We start from the raw sequence: 20,775 nt of genomic DNA on the forward strand, positions 1-20,775 counted from the left end.
GTGTCATGACATTTACATGACAGTTTGATGAAACACTTGCCCGAGGGAATGTGCGGTTATTTGGAACATGGCACGAATCCCCAAAGCGATTCTTGCTCATCGATTAAAATACCGCTATATAACGGCTCGAAATCCCGGAAATTGTGGTTGAACCCACGTCCCGCCCCTCCGGAGCGGACGAACAAGAGGACTATATCTATGGCCACCCAGCTTCTAATGCCAAAGGCAACGGCCGTCTGGCTTGTCGATAATACGGCCCTGTCTTTCGATCAGATCGCTGCTTTCTGCACGCTCCATCCGCTTGAAGTTAAGGCTATCGCGGACGGTGAATCGGCCCAAGGCATCAAGGGCCTTGATCCATTGATCACCGGACAGCTATCCCGCGAAGAAATTGCCAAGGGCGAAAAAGACCCGAACCATAAGCTCAAGATTTCGGACCCCAAGGTTCGCGTTCCCGAGACCAAGCGCAAGGGCCCTCGCTATACGCCGTTGTCCAAGCGTCAGGATCGTCCGAATGCTATTCTCTGGCTCGTTCGCAATCATCCAGAGCTCAAAGATGCGCAAATTTCGCGCCTGATCGGTACGACCAAATCGACAATTGAACAGATCCGCAACCGCACCCATTGGAACTCCAACAATCTGCAACCAATGGACCCGGTTACACTGGGCCTCTCGTCGCAGATTGATCTGGATATCGAAGTCGAGCGTTCTTCGCGCGGGCGTCCAGTACAACCGGGCGAAGGTGGCGATACACTTCTGCCAGCTTCCGCGACTGAAAATCTCGACATTCAGCCAACGGTTCGTGAAGAAGACCAGGAGCTTGACGCAGACAAGGTTTTCGCCAAGCTTTCGTCGTTGAAAGGCCGTCAGGACGACGAAGACGAGGAATAATCGTCTCCGCACCATTCGACTGACTATGTAGCAAAAGCCTCGTCCGTGACGAGGCTTTTTACGTCAAGGAGTGAGCAATGCTTCCAGGTTTTGAAACTGAACGTTTGCTGTTGCGACCTCGGACCATGGATCATTTCGAAGATTGCATTGCCATGGATCGCGATCCCGCTGTGACAAAGTTCATCCCCGGTCCATGGACCGATGACACCAGTCACAGACAGTTTCTGACGGATCGGATAACAACCGATTTCGGTATCGGCCTTGGCTACTGGTCAATCTTCGAGAAAACCCGTTCGGATCAATTTCTTGGCTGGGTGCTGTTGATTCCCCATAATGCTATCGGGCCCGATGTGGAAATCGGCTGGCGTCTCAACCGTCTGGCTTGGGGCAAAGGAATCGCAACTGAAGCAGCCAAGCCTGTTCTTGAACATGGTTTCAAGGCGACCACCGTGGATCGAATTATCGCCGCTATTGATCCTCGCAACAGCGCATCAGTCCGAGTCGCCGAAAAGCTTGGAATGGAGCTGATGGGCGAAACTGAGGAGGACGGCTATCATTTCGTAACCTACGCAATATTGCGCGCAACTTTCCAGACCGCCATTGATCAATTGCCCAGTTAAAAGGCTTTATGAAGCACGGGCTTCGGTATTGGGTGTTTCGCTAAGTTCCACCCTGCGGTAGAAATCGGCAAGCGTCCTGCCGCGCTCCTGACGGAAGATGCGATCAGCCTTCTCAACCTTCGTGATGCGATCGATCCGGAAGGTCCGAAAGTCATTACGCAGCTCGCACCAGCTGATCAATGTCCAGACTTTTCCCCAAAACCACAGACCGAGTGGCCTGATATCCCGCGTACTGTCCTTGCCCTCAAGGTCGGTATAGGTGATCGAAAGCACACGGCATTGTTCGGCAGCATTTTCTGCCAGATCAATCAAAGCGCGTGCGCTATCACTAATATTGGTGCCCGATGCGTGAATATGTGTATTGGTGATACGCGGGCGATCCTCCTTTGGCAGGACGGCTCCGATCTTTATAATCGCCTCTTCGGCCGCGCGCGCCATGGAAGCACCGCCCCAGGCAGTTATCAGCCGCGCGCCAGCAACAAGCGCTACCACCTCATCCCGGGTGAACATCAAGGGTGGGAGGTCAAAACCTTCCCGTAAAATATAGCCAACGCCCGCTTCGCCATCAATGGGAACACCCGTAGACTGCAAATCGGCAATGTCGCGATAGATCGTACGTTCTGACACTTCAAGCTTTTCGGCAAGTTGCCTTGCCGTTACAAGTCGCCCGCCACGCAGCTTCTGCACAATCTGGAAAAGTCGGTCTGCTCTACGCATCGCTCAAGCCTTCTCACTTCGGGAAGTAAATTCTCTTGCAATCATTTCACGCATCTCGGCGATTTGGGGCGCTTGTTCGGGAAAGAGCGCTTCGAGGAAGGCAATGGCAAAGGTTCCGGGCGCAGTTCCCGCCGCACTTACAACATGCCCATCGCGTACTGCATAGGGCACATCCTGATAATGCTCAGACCCGGCATAAGTATCCAGACGCGATTCGATCCAACCGGCTCCATTGCTGGTATGCTTGCGGCCTGAAAACAGGCCCGCACGCGCCAGTGCAAGAGTACCGGCACATATGCCACCGACAATTCCACCGCGCGCCAGAACATCCTTCAATAAGGGTGTTATGTCAGGAGCATCCGCGTCCGACCATGTGTCGGATCCAATGACGGCAACCGCATCAAGATCAAGATTGTCTGATGGATCGACACCGCGATCCGGGAGCATGCGAAAGCCGCCAATTGATTTTAGCGGACCCGGAGAAGGTGAAAGGCAGACGGCTCGGCCACCAAACCACTCATTGACCGAGCCGGAAAGCATGCCAAATTCCCAATCGGCAAAGCCTTCAACGAAAACAAATCCAACTGTTCGTTTCTTTTCCATTGAAGCCCTCCTCCATGGCAGTCAAATTCAACATCCCAGCTCTAAGGGGCTGGATTTGCGAGCTTTTAAGCTCTCATAGTGTTTTGGCCAATCCAACTGCCATGGCGTAAGCTCATCACTGGTTGCAGGCACGGCAGTGTCGTCTTCGCCTAGGGAATTGCGTTTTGCCAATCGTTCAGCATAGGCATCCGGCCAGCCAATGTCTTTCAAGAGATGCTCGGGAAGCGAGTTAAGATGCCGTTCCGTACGCAGCTCCTGCCGGTGAATTGCAAACTCGGAAAACCAATGCTTCACACTCTGTACGATATCAAAATCGAGGTAAGCCATATCCCTGTCTCCTTCTGACTACGGGAACATAATGGCATACCCCTCCTGACAACCTTCTGTCAGTAGGATGTCAACAGCCTAAAAAATCATCCATTGACCGGCACTGTATAATTCAATGGTAATCGACCACCATCGGCATAGATCGTTTGCCCCGTTATGTAGCTCGCATCATCTGAAGCCAGGAACGCCGCCACAGCAGCTATTTCGGAGGGCTCTCCCACCCGGCCCAGCGGTGTACGGGACAATATCCGCTGTTTTGCGGCCATATCCGAATTGACCGTATCCAGCATCTGGGTTTTGATCGAGCCTGGACCGATTGCGTTCACGCGAATCCCATAGGGTGCGAGCGAAAGAGCCATGACTTTGGTCAATTGACTGACGCCACCCTTCGAAACCGAATAGGCAATTTGCTCCGGCAAACCGACGACTGCATTGATTGACGACATATTGACTATGGAGCCTGCATTACCTCCGTCTTTTATCTTTTTGACCATATACCGGGCTACAGCCTGACCACAAAGAAACGATCCTTTTAGATTAACCCGCAGAACCCGATCAAAATCATCCTCGTTCAGCTCGAGAAAATCTGCGGTGTGTACAATACCAGCATTATTGACCAGTATATCCACATCACCGAATGCCTCGATTGTTCCAGCCACGAGATTGTGCACATCCAGCCTGCTGCTGACATCTGTTGAGGAAAAGCGGACTTTACCCAAAGGGGACAGCTCTTTTACCGCCGCGGCTCCCTGAGCATCATTGATGTCAGCAAGCATAACACTGGCCCCATCTTGAAGAAAGCGCCTTGCAATGGCCAGCCCGATACCCTGAGCGCCACCCGTTACAATTGCGATTTTGCCATCCAATGCCATTGCCAGTCTCCAATTTGACAACAGAGCTTAACCTTGGATGGCAGATGGTCAACCAGTAACCAGACCAATTCCTCGTGCATTGAGCACCAACTGGATTTCCTCAAGAATCGCTGGATCGTCAATCGTTGCGGGCATATTCCACGGCTCCTGATCGGCAATCTTCTGCATGGTGCCCCGCAATATTTTACCGGAGCGCGTCTTGGGCAGACGTTTTGCCGTTATGGCCATTTTAAACGCAGCAACCGGGCCAATCTTCTCCCGCATCAAAGCAACGCAATCTTGCTCAATATCGGCTTCGCTCCTTGTAACGCCGGATTTCAGCACAATGAACCCGCAAGGAACCTGACCTTTCACACTGTCGGCAATGCCGATAACAGCGCATTCGGCAACATCCGGATGGCTGGAAAGAACCTCTTCCATCGCCCCGGTCGACAGGCGATGACCGGCAACATTGATGATGTCGTCGGTGCGGCTCATAATATAGATATAACCGTCCTCGTCCATGATGCCTGCATCTGCGGTCTTGTAATATCCCGGAAACTCGCTGATGTACGCCTCGCGAAACCTCTGGTCCGCATTCCACAATGTCGGCAGGAATGCCGGCGGCAAGGGCAGTTTGACCACGATATTGCCAAGCTCGCCGCGCTTGACTGGATGACCTGCATCGTCAAGAACCTGCACGTCATAACCGGGCATTGGGACCGTCGGCGAGCCATATTTTACCGGCAACATTCCAAGCCCCGCCGGGTTGGCTGCCATGGGCCAGCCGCTTTCGGTCTGCCACCAATGATCTATGACCGGAACGCCTAGTTTTTGTTCGGCCCATTTGATCGTATCCGTATCGGCGCGCTCTCCCGCCAGGAAAAGATACTTCAACGAAGAAATATCATATCTGCCGATAAGCTCGCCCTTGGGGTCTTCTTTCTTGATCGCCCGAAATGCGGTCGGCGCGGTAAATAGTACCTTGACCTTGTGGTCAGCGATTACGCGCCAGAATGTACCAGCATCGGGCGTTCCAACCGGCTTGCCTTCATAAAGAATGCTCGTCGCCCCAACGAAAAGTGGCGCATAAGCGATATAGGAGTGGCCGACGGCCCAGCCTATGTCCGAAGCCGCCCAGAACACATCTCCCGGGTAGGTGTCATAGATTGCGCCCATCGACCACGCCAAGGCGACCAGATGGCCGCCATTGTCGCGAACAACGCCTTTTGGCTGTCCCGTCGTACCTGATGTATAAAGAATATAAAGCGGATCAGTCGATTTAAGAGGCTCACAGGGAACCTTACGCCCCGCAGAGGCGGCAACTGCTTGGGCATAGTCAATATCCCGCCCCGAAACCAGTTCATGCGGCTGTTGCGGGCGCACAAGGATCAGACAAGTAGCCACTTTGTGCTGGGCCTGTTCGATAGCCTTGTCGAGCATCGGTTTGTAAGCAACCACCCTGCCCGGTTCCAGCCCGCAGGACGTAGCGATAATCATAACCGGCTTGGCGTCGTCTATCCTTGTGGCAAGCTCGTTAGCGGCAAATCCTCCGAAGACAACCGAATGAACTGCACCAATGCGCGCGCATGCGAGCATTGCAACAACGGCTTCAGGCACCATCGCCATGTAGATAATGACGCGATCCCCCTTCCCCACCCCTTTATCGACCAGCACCGACGCCAATGCCTCGATTTCGGCCTGTAAATCACTATAACTTATCTTGCGAACCGTACCTGTTATGGCGCTATCATGGATCAGCGCGTCCTGATCGCCACGCCCTGCGAGAACATGCCTGTCTACGGCGTTGTAACAGGTGTTGCATTCAGCTCCCGCGTACCAACGGCCATAAGGGCCACTGTCTGGATCAAAAACCGTATCCCACGGCTTGATCCAATCGATGGCTACTCCTGCTTTGGCCCAGAATGCCAAGGGATCGGTCTGCCAATCCTGATAGACCTGCGCATATAGTGATGTCATGAAATTCCTCCCGTAAGAAGCATCCTAAATCCGGAAGGCGGAGTCAAAGGGCGAATTGACAATTCTCCGCGCTTGGCACACTGCTCAATTCAATCAACAGGATATTGCAGACAGATCATCCATGACCAAAATCCTGTCCTTTGTTTTCATCGTCATTATGGCGCTGCATCTATTCAAGCCGCTCGGCTTGCCCGGATTGAAAAAGCGCAAGGATTTCTGGAAAATCGCCGTCGGAGCAGTGCTGGCTATTTTGGTCGTTGGCGTCTCAAGACACATAGGATAGTGCGTTTAGCCACCAGCGGGGGAAGCGGCATCCTTCTCATCGACCTGGGGGCGATTGAGGATGTAGGGGACGAGATGTTTTGCCCAAGCATCATAGCCCAATGCCGAAGCGTGAAAGCCGTCCGTGGAAAAACCTTCGGCAGATTCCACTGGTAGGCGAAGCGCTGGAATAGCCATTCGCTCGCGGCACAATCTTTCGCCGAGCTTGTTGATTGCGACAGCGCGTCCTTCCAGAATACGCCCGAGCAATGGAGGCATAGCCGGAACATCGCGAAAATCGATAACCTGTGACCATACCACGTGGGCCTCAGGCCATTTCGCTCTCAGTGCATAAAGAAGCCCGCCAAATTCGCGCTTGAAGCGTGGCAGCGAGTGAAAATTCTTTGTGTCATTTGTGCCGGTTGATAGCACGATATGCGTCCACATTCCGCGTTCAAGATTTGGCACGACATGATCGCGCAATTGTCCCGATGTTGCTGAATTGAACCCTGCAGCACGCCAGATGACCTTACGGCCTGTCCGGCCCTGCAGATAGACCGCCAACCGTACACAAAGCCCCTGCCATGCATCAGTGACACCCACCCCTGCGGCAGACGAGTCCCCCAGAACAAGCAGCCGGATAGCCGGATCTTTGCCCGCAATTTCCCCCACGGGCAGGCCAACAGGCGGAATCATTCGCTCTGTCTTCAATCGTACATTTATCCCCTGCCACGCATAGACAGGATAAAGAAACCAACTCAGCAAAGGATGGAATGGCGCAGGTTTCATTCGTCTTTGGTTGTCCCATAAAAAAGCCCGGGCTGATTCCCCGGGCTCCATGAGATACGCTTTTGGATAAAAAATGCTTAAGAGACCCTTAAGCAGCCTTTTCCAGGTCTTTCTTCCAGCCGCCAGTGGCAGCAAGACCATTCATTTTTGCACGATGTGCAAAGGCGCGCTGACCTGCTGCAACATTTTCTGACTTCCCGTTCCAGGCGCTCAACGCTGCTGCCTGCAAGGCACGACCATAGGAGAAAGTCAGCTTCCAAGGCATGGTGAAATTAGCGTTCATCGCCGATAGATGCGCTGTTGCTTCTTCTTCCGTCTGACCGCCGGACAGGAATGCAATGCCTGGTACAGCGGATGGAACAGTCGACTTCAACAGGCGCACAGTCAGCTCAGCAACCTGCTCGACGGAAGCCTTCTGGGCCTTCTGTCCTGCAACGACCATGTTCGGCTTGAGGATCATGCCTTCCAGAACAACGCGTGCATCATAAAGCTCGTCGAATACGGTCTTCAGAACCCATTCGCTGACTTCATAGCAGCGTTCGATCGAGTGATTGCCCGGTGTGCCGTCCATAAGTACTTCCGGCTCAACGATTGGCACAATTCCAGCTTCCTGACAAAGCGCGGCATAGCGTGCCAGAGCTTGGGCATTCTGCTTCACGGCACCCCATGTTGGCAGACCGTCGGAAATCGAGATAGCGGCCCGCCACTTGGAGAAGCGTGCGCCAAGCTTGTAATATTCCGCTAGGCGCTCGCGAAGACCATCCAGACCTTCTGTGATGGTTTCGCCGGGAAACCCAGCAAGCGGCTTGGCGCCTGCGTCAACCTTGATGCCTGGAATGCAGCCTGCATCCTGCATGATCTTGACCAGTGATGTTCCGTCCTTGGCATTCTGGCGAATGGTTTCATCGTAAAGGATGACACCGGAAATGTAGTTCTTCATCGCCTCATCGGAGCGGAACAGCATTTCACGATAGTCGCGGCGGCTATCGGCGGTGGATTCCAGCCCGATACTATCGAACCGCTTTTTGATTGTTCCTGAACTTTCATCGGCGGCAAGGAGGCCCTTGCCATTGGCAACCATTGCAACCGCTATATCTTCCAGACGTTCGCTCATAGACTGATGTACTCCTTTTTCCCTTATCCGCCCCATAACAGAAGCCTATGACAAACGAAACGGTGCACCAAGTAACTGAAACGATTGAAATTTTTTCAACCGATTTAACCGGATAACATTTTCTTATAATTGGTAATCAAGCCCGATTTCCGGGCTTGATCAGGGAGTAAAACTTACTTCTTCAGCACATCGACGCCGGGCAATGGCTTGCCTTCCATCCATTCAAGGAAAGCGCCTCCGGCAGTTGAAACATAGCTGAAATCATCGGCGACTCCGGCATGATTGAGCGCCGACACGGTATCTCCGCCGCCAGCAACCGAAACCAGATGTCCGGCCTTGGTACGCTGCGCAACGTGACGGGCTGCGGCCACCGTTGCCTTGTCGAATGGCGTCAGCTCAAAGGCACCAAGCGGGCCGTTCCAGACGAGGGTGGATGCATCATCAATTGCCGCCTTTACGCGCTCAATGGATTGCGGACCCACATCAAGGATCATGCCATCATCGGGGATCGCATCGAGCCCATAGGCGTGGAATGGAGCATTGGCCTCAAAATGCCAAGCCACAATGGCATCCACCGGAAGAATGATTGTGCAGTTAGCTGCTTTCGCTTTTGCCATGATCTCGCGCGCGGTTCCGGCCAAATCGTGTTCGCACAGCGATTTGCCGACCTTGACGCCCTGCGCCGCCAGAAATGTATTTGCCATGCCGCCGCCAATGACCAGTGCATCGACTTTTTCTACCAGATTGCCGAGCAGATCCAGCTTGGACGAAACCTTTGCGCCGCCGACAATGGCCACGACAGGGCGTTTCGGTGCGCCGAGACCCTTTTCCAGCGCTTTAAGCTCTGCTTCCATCGTTCGTCCGGCATAGGCTGGCAGAACACGAGCCAGACCTTCTGTCGAAGCATGCGCACGGTGCGCGGCGGAAAAAGCGTCATTGACGTAGATGTCACCATTGACTGCCAGCGCCTTGACATATTCCGGATCGTTCTTTTCTTCGCCTTTATGAAAACGCGTATTTTCCAAAAGCAGCACATCGCCATTCTTCAACTTGCCGACAGCTTCAGCAGCCTTTTCACCGATACTATCGGCAGCAAAATGCACACTGTGGCCAATTATCTTTGCGGCGGCATGGGCGATCGGCTCCAGCGAAAACTGTGGGTCCGGGCCATCCTTCGGACGACCGAAATGGGCAAGCAAAATGACCTTTGCGCCCTTTTTCGATAGTTCCTGGATAGTTGGAGCTACGCGTTCTATCCGTGTCGCATCTGTCACGACGCCATCGCTCACCGGAACATTCAGGTCAACGCGTACGAGAACACGCTTTCCGGCAACATCAGCATCATCAAGCGTTTTGAAATTTGTCATGAAACTCACCTCATCTGCACACAGCCGCTTGGGAAAGCCCGTATAGCCGACTGTATAACCATCAAAAACAAAAATGGCGGGTGTGTCGACCCGCCATTTGAAATCAAATCACTTCAAAGCCGGTCAGATCAACTTGCCGAAAGCAACGGCTGTGTCGCTCATGCGGCTAGAGAAGCCCCACTCATTATCATACCAGGAAAGGACACGAACAAATGTGCCGTCCATAACCTTGGTCTGGTCAATGTGGAATATCGATGAATGCGAATCGTGATTGAAGTCAATTGACACGTTCGGGGCATCGGTAAAGCCCAGAATGCCCTTCAGCTTGCCATTGGCCGCCGACTTGATCGCATCATTGATTTCCGCAACGCTAGTGGATCTCTTGGCAACGAATTTGAAGTCGACCACAGACACATTCGGCGTTGGAACGCGAATGGAGCTGCCATCTAGCTTGCCATTGAGTTCAGGCAATACCAGACCGACAGCCTTGGCAGCACCGGTCGAAGTCGGGATCATGGACAGGGCAGCTGCGCGTCCACGATAGAGATCCTTGTGCATAGTATCCAGCGTTGGCTGATCGCCCGTATAGCTATGGATCGTGGTCATGAACCCGTGATCAATACCAACGGCTTCATTCAGCACATAAGCAACTGGCGCAAGGCAATTTGTCGTGCAGGAAGCGTTGGAAATGACCATATGGTCTTTGGTCAACTTGTGATCGTTTACGCCAAAAACGACAGTCAGATCGGCGCCATCGGAAGGAGCCGAAACAATAACGCGCTTTGCGCCAGCTTCAAGATGCGCTGCAGCCTTGTCGCGGGCCGTAAAAATGCCTGTGCATTCCAGCGCAATATCGACATTCAACTCTTTCCAAGGCAATTCGGCTGGATTGCGAACAGCGGTGACTTTGATTGGGCCACGGCCCACGTCAATTGTGTCGCCAGCCACTGTTACCGTACCGGGAAAGCGTCCATGAACGCTGTCGTAACGCATAAGGTGAGCATTGGTCTCGACAGGACCCAGGTCGTTGATGGCAACAACCTCGATGTCGGTACGGCCTGATTCTACGATAGCGCGAAGAACGTTGCGGCCAATGCGGCCAAATCCGTTAATTGCAACGCGAACTGTCATGTTTTTTCTCCTGAGGGGTATGGAGCCCTTGAATGGATCATAGAGGAACGAGATGGATTATTTCAACTTTGCTTCAGCAGCAGTGACGATATGTGACGCCGTAATGCCAAAATGCTCGTAGAGTTCTTCAATCGGACCGCTCGCGCCAAAGCCGTTCATTCCGATGAAAATCCCGTCCGTGCCGATAAACCGGTCCCAGCCCATGCGGATCGCAGCTTCAACAGCCACTTTGACCGGCGCATCGCCAATCAATGTGCGCTTGTATTCTTCACTCTGAGCTTCGAAGAGCTCAAAGCAAGGAACCGAAATCACCCGCGTTGGATGTCCGTTTTTCTCAAGCTGTGCTCTTGCATTGAGAGCGATTTCGACTTCCGAACCGGTTGCGAATATGGTCACTTCAGCCTTGCCGCTTGCAGTGGCAAGTTCATAGGCGCCGTAAGCGCATTTATTCTCATCAAAATGCACGTCACGAACCGTCGGCAGATTCTGACGGGTCAATGCGATGGTTGATGGCGTGGTGCGTGACTTGAGCGCAATTTCCCAGCACTCAGCTGTTTCAACAACGTCCGCCGGACGGAAGACATAATTGTTTGGAATTGCACGCAGGGCTGCCAGATGTTCGACCGGCTGATGCGTCGGGCCATCTTCACCAAGACCGATGGAATCGTGGGTCATGACATAGATGACGCGGATACCCATCAGGCTCGACAGACGCATGGCGCCGCGTGCGTAATCGGAGAAAGTCAAAAAGGTACCAGAATACGGAATGAGTCCACCGTGAAGAGCGATACCGTTCATCGCTGCTGCCATGCCATGTTCCCGGATACCGTAGTGAACATAGCGCTGGCCGTAATCCTCAGGAGTGATCCCCTTGGTCTGGCTGGTCTTGGTGTTGTTCGAACCTGTCAGATCGGCGGAGCCACCAATTGTTTCAGGAACCACGCCATTGATAACCTCAAGCGCCATTTCAGAAGCTTTGCGGGTCGCAACCTTTGGCTTTTCTTCAGAAAGCTTCTTCTTGTAAGCTGTAATTGTTGCTTCGAAGTTCCCCGGTAAATCACCGCGCATGCGCCGCTCAAACTCCGAACGGATTTCCGCGTCAGTCGCATTCAGACGCTCAGTCCATGCGGTATGTTCCTTGGCAGAACGCAGACCGGCAAGGCGCCATTCGTCGAGAGTTTCTGTAGGTACGACAAAAGGCTCCGAAGTCCAGCCCAACGCTTTGCGCGCACCGGCGAGTTCTTCGGCACCAAGCGGCGAACCGTGAACCTTGTTCGTCCCAGCCTTGGTCGGAGCACCAAAACCGATTGTGGTTTTGCAGGCGATCAGTGTCGGCTTGTCGGATTTCTTGGCGCGCTCGATAGCGGTGGCAATCGCATCCTGATCATGGCCATCGACGCTGATTGAATTCCACCCAGAAGCCTCGAAACGGGCTGGCTGATCGGTATTGTCGGCCAATGTAACCGGACCATCGATCGAGATGTTGTTGTGGTCCCAGAAAACGATAAGCTTGTTCAGCTTGAGATGACCAGCAAGTGAAATCGCTTCCTGGCTGATGCCTTCCATGAGGCAACCATCACCGGCAATGACATAGGTGTAGTGATCGACCAGAGCATCACCGAAATGCGCATTCATGATGCGTTCGGACAAAGCCATGCCAACAGCATTGGCAAGGCCCTGACCCAATGGACCAGTTGTTGTTTCAATACCGGCAGCATGACCATATTCAGGATGCCCAGCGGTACGGGAGCCAAGCTGGCGGAAATTTTTGATTTGGTCGATGTCAATATCTTCGTAGCCGGTCAGATAAAGCAGCGAATAAAGCAGCATCGAACCATGACCTGCGGACAGTACGAAACGGTCGCGGTCCGGCCAGTGCGGAGCCTTTGGATCGAATTTCAGGAACTTTGTATAAAGGACGGTCGCAATGTCGGCTGCGCCCATGGGAAGTCCGGGATGGCCGGAATTTGCTTTTTCCACTGCATCCGCAGATAGAAAGCGGATTGCGTTGGCCATTTGATTGGATTTTTCAGAATTGGTCATAGTCACCGTCTTTCGAAGTGGAAAAGAGATGCCGTTTCTGGATGCCGGTTAGACAATATCCAAAAGGCACGCGACAAATAGCAGGTGTCGAGAGGGAGTCAACAAAAGCTGGCCAAATTGGGACGGTATTGCAGGAAGACATTCATTGGAGCACATTATTATCGGTGCATGAGTGCCACGGCGCCGTTCGGATTGATTGACGCAGCATTAATGTAACCACTAGACTCTCTGTCATAAGTCGTTCTTCTTTTTGCGATTCGCTGAAAAGATTGAGACACAGGGGAAACGTCGAAAATGGCATCTGAAGCCACCCTCAAACAAGTACTGGAAAGATTGGCCAAATCCCTCTCCACGCTTGAGAATGCAGTTGAAATGCGTCTTGAGCATGAGGGCGATTTTGCTGAAGCGGAAGAAGAGGTCCAGCGGATGAACATGGACCGGCGTAAGCTGGCTCAGGAGCTTGATGCGTCTGAAGGGCGGGCTGAGCGTCTTGAGGCGGCAAATAAAGAAGTTTCACGCCGCCTTGTCGCTGCGATGGAATCCATCCGCACGGTCCTTGATCGATAGAACAGGAAGAAACAACCATGGCTACCGTTACCGTAACGATCGATGGCAAAGCCTACAGAATGGCCTGTGACGAGGGTCAGGAACAACATCTGACCGGTCTGGCAGAACGTTTTGATCGTTACGTGACGCATCTGAAATCCTCGTTCGGCGAGATAGGAGATCTGCGCCTGACAGTTATGGCCGGCATCATGGTTACAGACGAACTCCATGAATTGCAGTTGCGTCTGACCGGTCTGGAAAACGAAGCGGAAGCCTTGAGAAAGAGCCGGGACGAGGCGTTAGCCAAGGCCGACAAGAATGATTCGGCTATCACTGGCGTTCTGTCCGAGGTGGCTGGACGCATCGAAACGCTTGCAGCGCGTCTCGCTCCGAAGGCCAATTGACGGATTTCCTGCCCTCCTCAAAGACAGCTCCATGACAGATTCTTCCCGCAGCCTCTGAAGGCTTTGTACAAAAGTGCAAAGCAAGGGAGCTTTCAGGGAGGAAATACATGAAACTTCGCACGCTTGCTTTTGCGCTGGCCTTTGGCATGGCCTCATCGGCTCAGGCCGACGCGGTAAAGAATATCGAAATCATCGCTCCGGCAGGTCCGGGAGGCGGCTATGATCAATTGGCACGCTCGACACAACAATCGCTTCAGGACCTCAAGCTCGCTGGCGACATCCAGGTTGTTAATCGATCGGGAGCCGGTGGCACTATTGGCCTGGCCGAATTTGTTTCGAAGAAATATCCCGATACGGGCCTCATTGTTACGGGGATCGGCATGGTTGGCTCGATCCTGACCAATAACGCACCCGTAACAATGGACCAGACCAAGCCCATCGCGCGGATGACAGGCGAGTATCTTACGCTGGTCGTCCCGGCAGATTCGCCATTGAAAAATATGGATGATCTGGTCAAAGCCTTCAAAGCTGATCCGGGATCAGTATCGTTGGGCGGTTTCGCCGCCGGTGGTGTCGACCATTTGCTGTATGGCATGATCGTCAAGGCAATTGGCGGCGATCTTTCCAAGATGAATTACGTCGCCATCGGTGCCGGAGGTGAGATGCTCGGACAGGTAATGGGAGGGCATATTTCCGTTGGTGCAGGCGGCTATTCCGAGTTTGCCGGACAAATTTCAGCCGGAACAGTGCGAGCACTCGGGATTTCTTCTGCAACGCGGCTCGAAGGCATTGATGTGCCAACGATGAAGGAACAAGGGGTCGATGTTGAGTTGGTCAATTGGCGCGGCTTCCTCGGACAAGCCAACCTGTCGGAAGAACAGACGAAGGATCTTGATGCAGCCTTTTCTAAAATGGCGCAAAGCCCGGAATGGCAAGCAACATTGAAAAAGCATGGTTGGGTTGATCTTTACCAGCCATCCGCCGAATTTGCCGCTTATATCAAAGAACAGCAGGCGACGGTCCTCACAACATTCCGTGAGCTGAAGCTCGTAGAATAAACGCTTATTTATGCTGTCTTTCAAATCGGAACGAGAACTGGAATCCCGGTTTTTCGTTCCGATCATTGGGCACAATTGCGAGTTTAATCTAGCCTTCGATTTCCTCGCGCAGCATTTCAAGCTCCAGCCATTCGTGCTCGAGCGCTTCGTGACTTGCACGCTTCTTGCCGATCTCCTCAACCGTCTTGTTGAACAAGGCCGGATTCTTTGCAAAAAGATCGGGATCGGCCAGCTTCTTTTCCAGATTGATAATTTCGCTATGCAGCGCTTCAATTTTAGCTGGAAGCGTTTCGAGCGCAAATTTCTGCTTGTAGGAGAGTTTGCGCTTTTCATCGCGTGCAGCAGGCGCCTTTTCAGCAGCCACACCAGATGAAGCCTGCGGCTTGGCGGCTTTCAATTCCTTCCGGGTCGCAATGGCAGTTTCCTTGCGCTGCGCCAGCATATCCGTGTAGCCGCCGGCATATTCCAGCCATTTCCCACTGCCCTCGGGAGCAATGACTGACGTTACGGTACGGTCAAGGAAATCGCGATCATGGCTGACGAGCAGCACTGTCCCGGCAAAGCCAGCAACCAATTCCTGCAACAGATCCAACGTTTCCATGTCGAGATCATTCGTCGGCTCATCGAGAACCAGCAGATTGGCAGGTCGCGCCAAGACCCGCGCCAGCATCAGACGTGCGCGCTCACCACCCGATAGCTCGCGGATTGGCGTGCGCAACTGCTCCGGTTGAAACAGGAAGTCTTTCATGTAGGAGGCAACGTGGCGCTGCTCGCCATTGACGATAACATTCTCTCCGCGCCCGTCGGTCAAATAGTCTGACAAGGTTTGTTCAAGATTTAGACTGTCCCGCCGCTGATCCAGCACCGCAATCTCAAGATTTGTTCCCAGTTTGACAAAGCCGCTATCCGGCTTGAGCAATCCTGTCAGCATGGAGAGGAGCGTCGTCTTACCCGCTCCATTCGGCCCGACAAATCCCACGCAATTTCCGCGTTGTATACGGGTGGAAAAATCATCCACGAGAATGCGGTCATCATAGCTCTTGGAAAGATGTTCCGCCTCGATAACAAGCTTGCCAGATTCCTTGGCATCGCTGGCCTTGAGAACCGCCTTGCCCTGCGCGCCACGATGGTTACGAAACTCGCTGCGCATGGATTGCAGGTCGCCGAGCCGACGCATGTTACGTTTGCGCCGTGCCGTAACGCCGTATCGTAACCAATGTTCCTCGCGTACAATCTGACGTCCAAGTTTGTGCAGGTCGCGCTCTTCTTCTTCCAGAACCTTGTCGCGCCACTCCTCGAACGAGCCAAACCCTTGATCGAGCCGTTTCGTAACGCCTCGATCAAGCCAGATGGTAGAACGGCTGACATTCTCCAGAAACCGCCGGTCATGCGATATTACCACGATGGCCGAGCGTATCTGGCGCAACTCACTTTCCAGCCATTCAATGGTTGTCAGGTCAAGATGGTTGGTCGGCTCGTCAAGCAGAAGGATATCCGGCTGCGGTGCAAGAACCTTTGCCAAAGCAGCACGACGTGTTTCTCCTCCCGAAAGATTTTCCGGCTTTTCCTCGCCCGTCAGTCCCAGATGCTCAAGCAGGTAACTGACACGGTAAAGATCATCTGCCGGTCCAAGTCCCGCTTCGACATAGGCCCGCACATTGGCAAATCCATCCATATCGGGTGCCTGAGCCAGATAGCGTACCGTAACGGCCGGATGTTTGAAGACTTCGCCGTCCGTTGGGACGACAAATCCGGCGGCGATTTTAAGCAGTGTCGATTTGCCCGAACCGTTGCGTCCTACAAGCGCAATGCGATCATTCTCGCTGACAGAGATGGCCGCATCGGTCAAAAGGGGCGTGCCACCGAAAGTCAGGGCAATTCTATCAAGGCGTAACAGTGGTGGAGCCATCAAACGTATCAATCCGGGAGTTCGAGCAGGTTTTGTCAGGGCTTGTCGATGAGAATATCTGTTCTGTCAAACGAAACAGGCCGGAAATTCCGGCCTGCTTGCGCTAAATCGATATTCTGTGATCAGTAATTGTCGTCGCGGTATGGGTCGGAACTATACCGGCGGCGCTCAGACCGGTATCCATCATCATCCGGATATCGTCCATTTCCATAGGCACCTCCGCCATTGCCTTGGCAGGGAGCATTGTAAATCGATCCGTCAGGCCGCTGATAACGGCATAGATTCTCGTTTCCACCGCGCGGTGTCGTGGCTGTACCAACAGCCGCGCCAAGCAAAGCGCCACCCGCAGCACCGATCACCGTGCTTTTCGTATCACGCCCCAAAGCCTGTCCGGCCAGGGCACCAGCGCCAGCACCAATCAATGCACCCGTCCCGGCACGTTGATTTTGCTGGCTCGTCTCACATCCGGCGATCGTAAATGCCAGAAGTGCTGTGGCTGCTATGGCAGCAAAACGAATTTTCATAATAACCTCTCCATTTAAAAAGTGCGGGAAAATCCTGCTTCCTCAATACGGCAGAAGAAAGATCAACGGAACACGCGTCCGGTACGCACAAAAAAACAGGCCGGAAAACCGGCCTGTTTTTCGAAAACTCTAGCTGCTTAACGGCAAGGTGCGCGATAGCGCTCGCCGTAGCGATTTTCATATGTGCAGTAACGGCGTCCGCCGTCCGATGTGGCTGCGCCAACGACAACGCCTGATGCGCCGCCGATTGCCGCACCGGCCAAAGCACCACGACCACCACCGATAGCGCCACCTGCCAATGCACCAAGTGCTGCACCACCGACACCATATCCGGCTGTCCGCTGTTCACTCGTTGTACAACCAGCAACCGAGAATGCCAAAACTGCGGCAACTGCAACTGTAGATAAACTTTTCAACATGGAAGACCTCTCCCGTTTCTAAAACCAAACTTACCAGCTTGCGTCCCCAATGCTGTGCTGCACACATTACACTTTCCGCTTATATTGACAAGCGTCAGGCAACTGGCGGCGCTGCAATCAGGATTGCTTTGCCCGAATGGAGCGATACGTGGAGGGTTCCACATACGGCATTCGAGACAGTAAGCGATGAACCGAAAGAAAGTTCCACATTTTCAAGCGGCCAGCGTGCTCCATCGATAAAAAGTCCGTGTAATTGCGAAAATGCAACAATGCTGAACTGCGTTTTATCGACGAAATCGAAAACATATTCGCCGCCCACAAGTGGGTGGGCTTCTTCGCTTCCGCTGGTGAGGATGATCTTATGCCCCTGCGCCGCATGGGCGGTCGCCATCGTCAAATGCAGAAGCGTGTGATCGGTGCGCACTCCACCAAATGCACCGCAAAGAACAAGCTCGGTCGCCCCCAGTCGATATGCCTCGTTCAAGGCCAGTTCGCCATCGGTCATATCCTTCGCTGCCGGAAAAACCTGGCGCGGCACATGCGCATATTCTTTTTCCAGCTCGGGCGATGTCGAGTCGAAATCGCCTAGCCAAAGCTCAGGCGTGAGGCCCAGTGGTGCGGCATGGGCGATACCACCATCAGCCGCCAGAACCCTGGCTCCGGCTACCTGTTTCAAAAGGCGATCGGTGACATGGACGGTACCGCCCAAAAGAAGAACGAATTTGCTCATGACCCGCCCATAGCATGCGTCAAACGCTTCCACCAGACAGCTCTGCGTCCGATATCAAACGCTTGCAAGCGCGATAGCAATGCCCTGTCCAACGCCAATGCACATTGTCGCCAGAGCGAGTTTTCCCTCGCGCAATTGCAATTCAAGCGCTGCCGTTCCCGCAATGCGTGCTCCTGACATGCCCAGCGGATGCCCCAGGGCGATAGCGCCGCCATTCGGATTTACATGTTCCGCATCATCGGGAATTCCAAGATCGCGCAATGTTGCAAGTCCCTGCGAGGCAAAAGCTTCATTGAGTTCGATAATGTCAAAATCAGCTGGCGCCAATCCGAGGCGCGCGCAAAGCTTCTTCGTCGCAGGCGCTGGGCCAATTCCCATAATACGGGGTGCCACGCCCGCCGTCGCCCCGCCCAGGATGCGCGCGATGGGATTGAGGCCGTACTTTTTTACAGCCTCTTCGGAGGCAATGATGAGGGCTGCCGCGCCATCATTAACGCCGGAAGCATTTCCTGCCGTCACAGTTCCGCCGGATCGAAATGGCGTCGGCAATTTGGCTAGAGCCTCAATTGTCGTTTGGGGGCGCGGATGCTCGTCTTTATCAACGATAATGGGCTCGCCTTTTCTTTGCGCGATGCGAACCGGGGTAATTTCGCTGGCAAGCCGACCATTCTCCTGAGCCCGACCGGTTCGCTGCTGGGAGCGCACAGCAAAAGCATCCTGATCGGCGCGGGAGACAAGAAACTCTTCGGCAACATTTTCGGCGGTATCCGGCATGGAATCCACACCATATTGCTGCTGCATAAGTGGATTGATGAACCGCCAGCCGATTGTCGTATCGTAAATTTCTGCATTGCGGGAAAAGGCGCTGTCTGCCTTGGGCAGCACAAAGGGCGCGCGTGACATGGACTCGACACCGCCAGCAATGGCAATGTCCATTTCACCGGCGCGAATGGCGCGTGCGGCTGTGATGATGGCATCCATGCCGGAACCGCATAGGCGGTTCATCGTGGTGCCGGGCACCTCCACGGGCAATCCCGCAAGCAGTGCCGACATGCGGGCGACATTGCGATTGTCTTCGCCAGACTGATTGGCGCATCCATAAATCAGTTCATCGATTGCTGCCCAATCGACCGATTTATTACGCTCCATCAATGCCTTGATTGGAATAGCCCCAAGATCGTCCGCCCTAACTCCCGCCAGTGATCCACCAAAACGGCCAATGGGCGTCCGGATATAGTCGCAGATAAATACGTCACCCATCATGCTGCCTCATATGCTTTCTTCTTGCCTGTTGATTTGAGCCGGTCTGTTGCCGCTTCATCAATAGATAATTATTCGGCGGTTGATCGTCCCTGATCATTCATTCTACAGAACCGTACGCACATATCATTCTGGATAAAAGGGAGAGCAAGGTGCAATTTGCCGATATAAATGGTGTGACGCTGCATTATCAGCTGATTGGCGGACCAGCGTCAAAACCTGTGATCGTTTTTGCCAATTCTCTGGGCACTGACTTCCGCATCTGGCGCGATGTCATTATTCGCCTGGCGGGTGATTTTGCTATCGTCACCTATGATAAGCGCGGCCACGGGCTTTCGAGTGTCGGCACGTCTCCCTATTCTCTCGACGATCATGTCGGCGATCTGGCAGGTCTGCTGGATTTCCTCAATGTTAAAAATGCAATCATTTGCGGTCTTTCTGTCGGCGGACTGATTGCGCAGGGGCTTTATGCTTCCCGTCCCGATCTGGTTCGGGCACTGGTCTTGTGTGATACCGCGCACAAGATTGGCAATGCCGATTCCTGGAACGCACGTATTGCCGCGCTTGAGGAAAATGGTATTGAAAGCATCGCCGACACGATCCTCGAGCGCTGGTTTACCCCGACATTTCATCGTGAAAGCAGCCCTGCCTTAACCGGCTACCGGAACATGCTGATTCGTCAACCATTGGCCGGATATGCCGGAACCTGCGCAGCAATTCGTGATGCAGACCTGACAGAAGACGCAGGCCGAATATCGGTTCCAACAATCTGTATTGTGGGGGATCAAGATGGCTCGACACCGCCGGACGTCGTGCTTTCAATGGCTAAATTGATTCCTGGCGCGCGCTACGAAGTCATCAAGGATGCCGGGCATATACCCTGCGTGGAACAACCTGAAATGCTCGTTGCAATCCTCCTTGCCTTTATTGATGAGTTCAAACTTGAGGGCAATCCTATTTTGAGCAACTCAACCCTCAACTAGCTCAAGATGACTCGCCGCGAGTGAGGTGGATAAGCTGCATTCGATATAGTGCGTGGTTCGACAAGCTCACCATGAGGGAAGTTTTGTGGGTCGCAGCGACAACTTGCTAGCCTTGCAAGAGTTGGCGCCCTGCAATCAACCGACCTCCCTCATCCTGAGCTTGTCGAAGGACGCACTTGGCTTGTGCAAATCAGACTTTCCAAAAATAATCTCGACAAACTTATCCAACAGTTCCCGCTCTGAATTAT

At 53.4% G+C, this 20,775-nt stretch carries 21 protein-coding genes and 1 pseudogene; 7 read left to right on the forward strand and 15 right to left on the reverse strand.

The features are described from left to right. Positions 1 to 198 precede the first annotated feature (198 nt). Together V9K95_RS21520 and V9K95_RS21525 are read left to right on the forward strand one after the other, a co-directional pair. Positions 199 to 891, forward strand: coding sequence for a DUF1013 domain-containing protein (locus tag V9K95_RS21520; protein WP_115054130.1), 693 nt, complete (start codon positions 199 to 201; stop codon positions 889 to 891). 77 nt (positions 892 to 968) lie between these two features. Continuing rightward, positions 969 to 1,511 (forward strand): GNAT family N-acetyltransferase, encoded by a 543-nt coding sequence (locus tag V9K95_RS21525; RefSeq protein WP_307280885.1) that lies wholly within the window; start codon positions 969 to 971, stop codon positions 1,509 to 1,511. A gap of 6 nt (positions 1,512 to 1,517) precedes the next feature. Here the strand turns inward: V9K95_RS21525 and V9K95_RS21530 are convergent, their stop codons facing one another. From V9K95_RS21530 to V9K95_RS21550, 5 genes are all read right to left on the reverse strand, one after another. Further along, positions 1,518 to 2,228 carry a helix-turn-helix transcriptional regulator gene (locus V9K95_RS21530; RefSeq protein ID WP_115054128.1) on the reverse strand — a complete coding sequence of 237 codons (711 nt, stop codon included), beginning with the start codon at positions 2,226 to 2,228 and terminating at the stop codon, positions 1,518 to 1,520. Positions 2,229 to 2,231: 3 nt separating this feature from the next. After that, the gene (locus V9K95_RS21535; protein WP_115054127.1) at positions 2,232 to 2,831 is read right to left on the reverse strand and encodes a DJ-1/PfpI family protein; all 600 of its coding nucleotides are present in this window, start codon (positions 2,829 to 2,831) and stop codon (positions 2,232 to 2,234) included. A gap of 27 nt (positions 2,832 to 2,858) precedes the next feature. Further along, entirely contained in the window at positions 2,859 to 3,158 is a 300-nt protein-coding gene (locus V9K95_RS21540) for a DUF1127 domain-containing protein (RefSeq protein ID WP_162802576.1), read from the reverse strand. 86 nt (positions 3,159 to 3,244) lie between these two features. Then, complete coding sequence (locus V9K95_RS21545) at positions 3,245 to 4,030, reverse strand: SDR family NAD(P)-dependent oxidoreductase (protein ID WP_336442037.1); 786 nt, start codon at positions 4,028 to 4,030, stop codon at positions 3,245 to 3,247. Between the two features lie 48 nt (positions 4,031 to 4,078). Further along, positions 4,079 to 5,989 carry a propionyl-CoA synthetase gene (locus tag V9K95_RS21550; RefSeq protein WP_336442036.1) on the reverse strand — a complete coding sequence of 637 codons (1,911 nt, stop codon included), beginning with the start codon at positions 5,987 to 5,989 and terminating at the stop codon, positions 4,079 to 4,081. A 121-nt stretch (positions 5,990 to 6,110) separates the two neighbouring features. Here V9K95_RS21550 and V9K95_RS21555 point away from each other — a divergent pair, with 121 nt between their 5' ends. Continuing rightward, on the forward strand, positions 6,111 to 6,272 hold the full coding sequence (locus V9K95_RS21555; protein WP_336442035.1) for a hypothetical protein: 162 nt from the start codon (positions 6,111 to 6,113) through the stop codon (positions 6,270 to 6,272). Positions 6,273 to 6,277: 5 nt separating this feature from the next. On the opposite strand, the gene V9K95_RS21560 is transcribed toward V9K95_RS21555, so the two are convergent. From V9K95_RS21560 to tkt, 5 genes are all read right to left on the reverse strand, one after another. Next, positions 6,278 to 7,039 carry an SGNH/GDSL hydrolase family protein gene (locus tag V9K95_RS21560; protein WP_307280902.1) on the reverse strand — a complete coding sequence of 254 codons (762 nt, stop codon included), beginning with the start codon at positions 7,037 to 7,039 and terminating at the stop codon, positions 6,278 to 6,280. A gap of 88 nt (positions 7,040 to 7,127) precedes the next feature. Then, entirely contained in the window at positions 7,128 to 8,153 is a 1,026-nt protein-coding gene (locus tag V9K95_RS21565; protein WP_307280904.1) for a class I fructose-bisphosphate aldolase, read from the reverse strand. A gap of 173 nt (positions 8,154 to 8,326) precedes the next feature. Further along, positions 8,327 to 9,520 carry a phosphoglycerate kinase gene (locus V9K95_RS21570; protein ID WP_336442034.1) on the reverse strand — a complete coding sequence of 398 codons (1,194 nt, stop codon included), beginning with the start codon at positions 9,518 to 9,520 and terminating at the stop codon, positions 8,327 to 8,329. Between the two features lie 123 nt (positions 9,521 to 9,643). Continuing rightward, on the reverse strand, positions 9,644 to 10,651 hold the full coding sequence (gene gap / locus V9K95_RS21575; protein WP_115054120.1) for a type I glyceraldehyde-3-phosphate dehydrogenase: 1,008 nt from the start codon (positions 10,649 to 10,651) through the stop codon (positions 9,644 to 9,646). 57 nt (positions 10,652 to 10,708) lie between these two features. Further along, complete coding sequence (gene tkt / locus V9K95_RS21580) at positions 10,709 to 12,694, reverse strand: transketolase (RefSeq protein ID WP_307280908.1); 1,986 nt, start codon at positions 12,692 to 12,694, stop codon at positions 10,709 to 10,711. A 294-nt stretch (positions 12,695 to 12,988) separates the two neighbouring features. Between tkt and V9K95_RS21585 the strand changes: the two genes are divergently transcribed. The 3 genes from V9K95_RS21585 (at position 12,989) to V9K95_RS21595 (ending at position 14,702) form a co-directional block, all read left to right on the forward strand. Next, on the forward strand, positions 12,989 to 13,261 hold the full coding sequence (locus V9K95_RS21585; RefSeq protein WP_115054118.1) for a DUF4164 domain-containing protein: 273 nt from the start codon (positions 12,989 to 12,991) through the stop codon (positions 13,259 to 13,261). A 17-nt stretch (positions 13,262 to 13,278) separates the two neighbouring features. Continuing rightward, positions 13,279 to 13,644, forward strand: a complete 366-nt coding sequence (locus V9K95_RS21590) for a cell division protein ZapA (RefSeq protein WP_115054117.1) — start codon at positions 13,279 to 13,281, stop codon at positions 13,642 to 13,644. Positions 13,645 to 13,751: 107 nt separating this feature from the next. Further along, a complete protein-coding gene (locus tag V9K95_RS21595; RefSeq protein ID WP_336442033.1) occupies positions 13,752 to 14,702 on the forward strand; it encodes a Bug family tripartite tricarboxylate transporter substrate binding protein in 951 nt (316 codons plus the stop codon). 88 nt (positions 14,703 to 14,790) lie between these two features. Here V9K95_RS21595 and V9K95_RS21600 read toward each other — a convergent pair whose 3' ends face one another. From V9K95_RS21600 to pcaF, 5 genes and pseudogenes are all read right to left on the reverse strand, one after another. Then, a complete protein-coding gene (locus V9K95_RS21600; protein WP_336442032.1) occupies positions 14,791 to 16,611 on the reverse strand; it encodes an ABC-F family ATP-binding cassette domain-containing protein in 1,821 nt (606 codons plus the stop codon). A 194-nt stretch (positions 16,612 to 16,805) separates the two neighbouring features. After that, positions 16,806 to 17,135, reverse strand: a pseudogene (locus V9K95_RS21605) (YMGG-like glycine zipper-containing protein); the annotation flags it as partial. A gap of 137 nt (positions 17,136 to 17,272) precedes the next feature. Then, positions 17,273 to 17,554, reverse strand: a complete 282-nt coding sequence (locus V9K95_RS21610; protein ID WP_008128299.1) for a hypothetical protein — start codon at positions 17,552 to 17,554, stop codon at positions 17,273 to 17,275. Between the two features lie 94 nt (positions 17,555 to 17,648). Then, a complete protein-coding gene (locus V9K95_RS21615; RefSeq protein WP_336442031.1) occupies positions 17,649 to 18,284 on the reverse strand; it encodes a thiamine diphosphokinase in 636 nt (211 codons plus the stop codon). A 54-nt stretch (positions 18,285 to 18,338) separates the two neighbouring features. Beyond that, the gene (gene pcaF, locus V9K95_RS21620) at positions 18,339 to 19,544 is read right to left on the reverse strand and encodes a 3-oxoadipyl-CoA thiolase (protein ID WP_336442111.1); all 1,206 of its coding nucleotides are present in this window, start codon (positions 19,542 to 19,544) and stop codon (positions 18,339 to 18,341) included. 152 nt (positions 19,545 to 19,696) lie between these two features. Between pcaF and pcaD the strand changes: the two genes are divergently transcribed. After that, a complete protein-coding gene (pcaD, locus tag V9K95_RS21625; protein WP_336442030.1) occupies positions 19,697 to 20,527 on the forward strand; it encodes a 3-oxoadipate enol-lactonase in 831 nt (276 codons plus the stop codon). Positions 20,528 to 20,775: the final 248 nt, after the last annotated feature.

This window comes from Phyllobacterium sp. CCNWLW183 (assembly GCF_037203775.1).
Taxonomy (GTDB): Bacteria; Pseudomonadota; Alphaproteobacteria; order Rhizobiales; family Rhizobiaceae; genus Phyllobacterium; species Phyllobacterium ifriqiyense.

Excerpts from the sequence above, each read along its gene's own strand:
- pcaF (WP_336442111.1), bottom strand. The coding sequence starts at position 19,544 with ATGGGTGACGTATTTATCTGCGACTATATCCGGACGCCCATTGGCCGT.
- V9K95_RS21565 (WP_307280904.1), bottom strand. The coding sequence starts at position 8,153 with ATGAGCGAACGTCTGGAAGATATAGCGGTTGCAATGGTTGCCAATGGC.
- V9K95_RS21545 (WP_336442037.1), bottom strand. The coding sequence starts at position 4,030 with ATGGCATTGGATGGCAAAATCGCAATTGTAACGGGTGGCGCTCAGGGT.
- V9K95_RS21530 (WP_115054128.1), bottom strand. The coding sequence starts at position 2,228 with ATGCGTAGAGCAGACCGACTTTTCCAGATTGTGCAGAAGCTGCGTGGC.
- V9K95_RS21525 (WP_307280885.1), top strand. The coding sequence starts at position 969 with ATGCTTCCAGGTTTTGAAACTGAACGTTTGCTGTTGCGACCTCGGACC.
- V9K95_RS21600 (WP_336442032.1), bottom strand. The coding sequence starts at position 16,611 with ATGGCTCCACCACTGTTACGCCTTGATAGAATTGCCCTGACTTTCGGT.
- V9K95_RS21560 (WP_307280902.1), bottom strand. The coding sequence starts at position 7,039 with ATGAAACCTGCGCCATTCCATCCTTTGCTGAGTTGGTTTCTTTATCCT.
- V9K95_RS21595 (WP_336442033.1), top strand. The coding sequence starts at position 13,752 with ATGAAACTTCGCACGCTTGCTTTTGCGCTGGCCTTTGGCATGGCCTCA.
- V9K95_RS21540 (WP_162802576.1), bottom strand. The coding sequence starts at position 3,158 with ATGGCTTACCTCGATTTTGATATCGTACAGAGTGTGAAGCATTGGTTT.
- V9K95_RS21520 (WP_115054130.1), top strand. The coding sequence starts at position 199 with ATGGCCACCCAGCTTCTAATGCCAAAGGCAACGGCCGTCTGGCTTGTC.
- V9K95_RS21550 (WP_336442036.1), bottom strand. The coding sequence starts at position 5,989 with ATGACATCACTATATGCGCAGGTCTATCAGGATTGGCAGACCGATCCC.
- tkt (WP_307280908.1), bottom strand. The coding sequence starts at position 12,694 with ATGACCAATTCTGAAAAATCCAATCAAATGGCCAACGCAATCCGCTTT.
- V9K95_RS21610 (WP_008128299.1), bottom strand. The coding sequence starts at position 17,554 with ATGTTGAAAAGTTTATCTACAGTTGCAGTTGCCGCAGTTTTGGCATTC.
- V9K95_RS21615 (WP_336442031.1), bottom strand. The coding sequence starts at position 18,284 with ATGAGCAAATTCGTTCTTCTTTTGGGCGGTACCGTCCATGTCACCGAT.
- V9K95_RS21535 (WP_115054127.1), bottom strand. The coding sequence starts at position 2,831 with ATGGAAAAGAAACGAACAGTTGGATTTGTTTTCGTTGAAGGCTTTGCC.
- V9K95_RS21590 (WP_115054117.1), top strand. The coding sequence starts at position 13,279 with ATGGCTACCGTTACCGTAACGATCGATGGCAAAGCCTACAGAATGGCC.
- gap (WP_115054120.1), bottom strand. The coding sequence starts at position 10,651 with ATGACAGTTCGCGTTGCAATTAACGGATTTGGCCGCATTGGCCGCAAC.
- V9K95_RS21570 (WP_336442034.1), bottom strand. The coding sequence starts at position 9,520 with ATGACAAATTTCAAAACGCTTGATGATGCTGATGTTGCCGGAAAGCGT.
- V9K95_RS21585 (WP_115054118.1), top strand. The coding sequence starts at position 12,989 with ATGGCATCTGAAGCCACCCTCAAACAAGTACTGGAAAGATTGGCCAAA.
- V9K95_RS21555 (WP_336442035.1), top strand. The coding sequence starts at position 6,111 with ATGACCAAAATCCTGTCCTTTGTTTTCATCGTCATTATGGCGCTGCAT.